This window comes from Haladaptatus sp. (genome assembly GCF_049589095.1).
Taxonomy (GTDB): domain Archaea; phylum Halobacteriota; class Halobacteria; order Halobacteriales; family Haladaptataceae; genus Haladaptatus.
On sequence record NZ_JBAWAC010000326.1, the window covers coordinates 1 to 2695 of the forward strand.

A 2695-nucleotide genomic window follows, 5' to 3' on the forward strand; every position below is an offset into this window, starting at 1 on the left:
AGCGCGATGGACGACATCGGACGGAGCGACTGGTTGCCGAACAAACCCCGGTGGTGATAGCGTGCCAGCAAATTTGCGAGGACGTGCGAGCAGGCAGGACGTGGCCATCGCGGTGGCAGCCGCCGCCAACAAGGGTGGTTCGATTCTGATGGGAACGGTCATGGCCATCTACATCGGCCGCGTGGGGTCACCTCTCGCCGTCAGCCTCGTGACGGCGACCTACTTTCTTGGTTTGATGGTGTTCTCACCGGTCTGGGGCGCTATCGCGGACGTGACTGGTCGCCGACGAACAGTGTTGGTGCTCTCGGCGGCGCTCGCGGCCGTCGCAATACTCCCGCTGGCGTTCATCGGTGGTATCGCCGTATCGCTCGGTCTCCGTACCCTGTTCGCCATATTTGCGGCCGGCTTTCTCCCCGTGATGCTGACGGTTGTGAGTGAACGGGGCGGCGATTCGGAGCGTGGCCGAGCGGTCGGGCTGTTCTCGAGCGCCGCCGCGGTCGGATTCATGCTCGGCCAGTTCACCTCCGGTGCACTCATCGAACTGTTCCCCCGTTCGACGGTCTACCTCCTGCTCGCCGGTTTCGCCGCCCTCGTCGCCGTGGCCTGTCTCGCCGTTGAGGACCCGACCCACGACCGGAACCGTGCGGTGACGTTCGACCGAATCGCACGGCACACGGTCAGTCGACTCGTCCCGACAACCGGTATGGACCACCTGCGAACGAACGGCCTGCAGTGGTTGTACGTCGCCTCCTTTCTCCGAAGTGTCACCGTCCTCGGGCTGACGAGCCTGCTTCCCATCTATCTCGTCTCGAACGTGGGAGTCTCCCCGTTCGTGATGGGTGTCCTCCTCGCTATCAACCCGGCCGTCCAAATGGTCGGGATGTACACGATGGGCCTCCTCTCCGACCGGGTCGGCCGAAAGCGCCTCATCATCACCGGTCTCGTTGGAAGCGGCGGCTACACGCTCCTGCTCGGTCTCACGTCGATACCGGACACGCTGATGGGGAAGTCGCTCGTCGCCGGACTCGGCCTGTTCTGTCTCGGTACTTCATTTTCAGCGCTCCAAACGGGCATCATCTCCTTCATCGGAGACGTAGCCCCGACCGACCGCGAATCCGAACTCATCGGTCTCCGATCGACGGCACGCGGGTTCGGCGGGGTCGTTGCGCCGCCGCTATTCGGGGTCGCCGTGATGCTGATGGGATTCCAGACGACGTTTCTCTGCGCGACCCTCCTCTCGTGGGTGGGTGCGGCGCTGGTGATACGATTCGTCTCCGAGAGTCATACGCCGACCGGATCGAGGGGAGTACCGGCTGTCGAGTAGCCGTCGGTCGGGCTCCCGTGAAGAAGGAATGCGATGGGATTTGTACGGCGTCGGAACAGTTATCCCGTTCTCGTGAAACGAATCTGTTGTAATGGAACAAACGATACTGGTACTGAAGTCCGGAATTCACGGAATACCCATCGAGGAGTACGCGGCGGCGATTAGCGAGCGAGTACCGGACGCCGACGTCGAGTTGGCACGAACACGCACCGAGGAACTCGAAAAGATACCCGAGGCGACGGTCGTTACGAGCAAGCGAATCGACGACGAACTGCTGGCGAACGCGAAAAACATGCGGCTGTTCGCCTGCTACTCCGCCGGGTACGAACACCTTCCCCTCGCGGAACTCGAATCGCGCTGCGTCGCGGTGACGAATGGGTCCGGAATCCACGCGCCGAACATGGCCGAACAGGTCATCGGCAACCTGCTCGTGTTTACGCGCCGCCTCGACGAAGGATGGCGTCGGCAGCAGAACCGTCGATGGGAGCATTTCCAAGCCCACGAACTCGAAGGGGCAACCGTCACCGTCGTCGGCCTCGGAGCCATTGGGCAGGCAATCGTCGAGCGACTGAAACCGTTCGGAGTCGAGACCATCGGCGTACGATACACCCCAGCAAAGGGCGGTCCGACAGACGAGGTGGTCGGCTTCGACGGACCCGAGTTCGAGTCGGCGCTTGCACGGAGCGACTACGTCGTTCTCGCGTGCCCGCTCTCGGAAACGACGGAAGGACTCATCGGTGCGGAGGAGTTTGATACGCTCGACCCGAATGCCGTCGTCGTCAACGTCGCTCGTGGGCCGGTCGTCGATACCGACGCGCTGGTCGATGCCGTCCGGAGTAACCAACTTCGCGGCACGGCGCTGGACGTGACCGACCCCGAACCGCTTCCCGAGGACCACCCGTTGTGGAACTTCGAGAATGTTCACATCACCCCCCACATGGCGGGACACACCCCGAAGTACTACGAGCGGTGTGCCGACATTCTCGCACGGAACCTAAGCCATGTGGATGAAACCGGGGAATTCCACGAGTTGGAAAATCAGGTTGCGGGACCGGAGTAGGACGAGACCATAACGGGATTTTACTCTTCGTACACGGAACGAAGCGCGGCGAGACGCTCGTCACGACGGCGTGTCACCGCGTCCGCGGTTTCGTCGTACTCGTGGAACCCCGCGCCATCGGCGATTCCGCCGCGTCCACGGTCGAGGTAGTCGTCGAAGAGGACGTTCGGTTCCTCGTCGTCACAGAGGTCGGGATACAGTTCGGCTGTGACCGTTCGAAAGAGGTATAGACCCGCGATGTCCATCGTCTCGAACGGCCCGACGACCGCGGTTCGGCGGGCGTAGCCGTCGCGGACGGCGGTGTCGATGTC

The 2695-nt window shown here is 62.6% G+C and carries 3 protein-coding genes; 2 read left to right on the forward strand and 1 reads right to left on the reverse strand.

Annotated elements, in window-relative coordinates; all coding sequences use genetic code 11:
- The first annotated feature begins 61 nt into the window (after positions 1 to 61).
- Positions 62 to 1324 carry an MFS transporter gene (locus WBV42_RS10525; RefSeq protein WP_423985982.1) on the forward strand — a complete coding sequence of 421 codons (1263 nt, stop codon included), beginning with the start codon at positions 62 to 64 and terminating at the stop codon, positions 1322 to 1324.
- 91 nt (positions 1325 to 1415) lie between these two features.
- The gene (locus tag WBV42_RS10530) at positions 1416 to 2384 is read left to right on the forward strand and encodes a D-2-hydroxyacid dehydrogenase (protein WP_423985983.1); all 969 of its coding nucleotides are present in this window, start codon (positions 1416 to 1418) and stop codon (positions 2382 to 2384) included.
- Positions 2385 to 2404: 20 nt separating this feature from the next.
- Here the strand turns inward: WBV42_RS10530 and WBV42_RS10535 are convergent.
- The coding region (locus WBV42_RS10535) for a 3-hydroxyacyl-CoA dehydrogenase family protein (RefSeq protein WP_423985984.1) at positions 2405 to 2695 on the reverse strand (291 nt) is incomplete at its 5' end.

Excerpts from the sequence above, each read along its gene's own strand:
- WBV42_RS10530 (WP_423985983.1), top strand. The coding sequence starts at position 1,416 with ATGGAACAAACGATACTGGTACTGAAGTCCGGAATTCACGGAATACCC.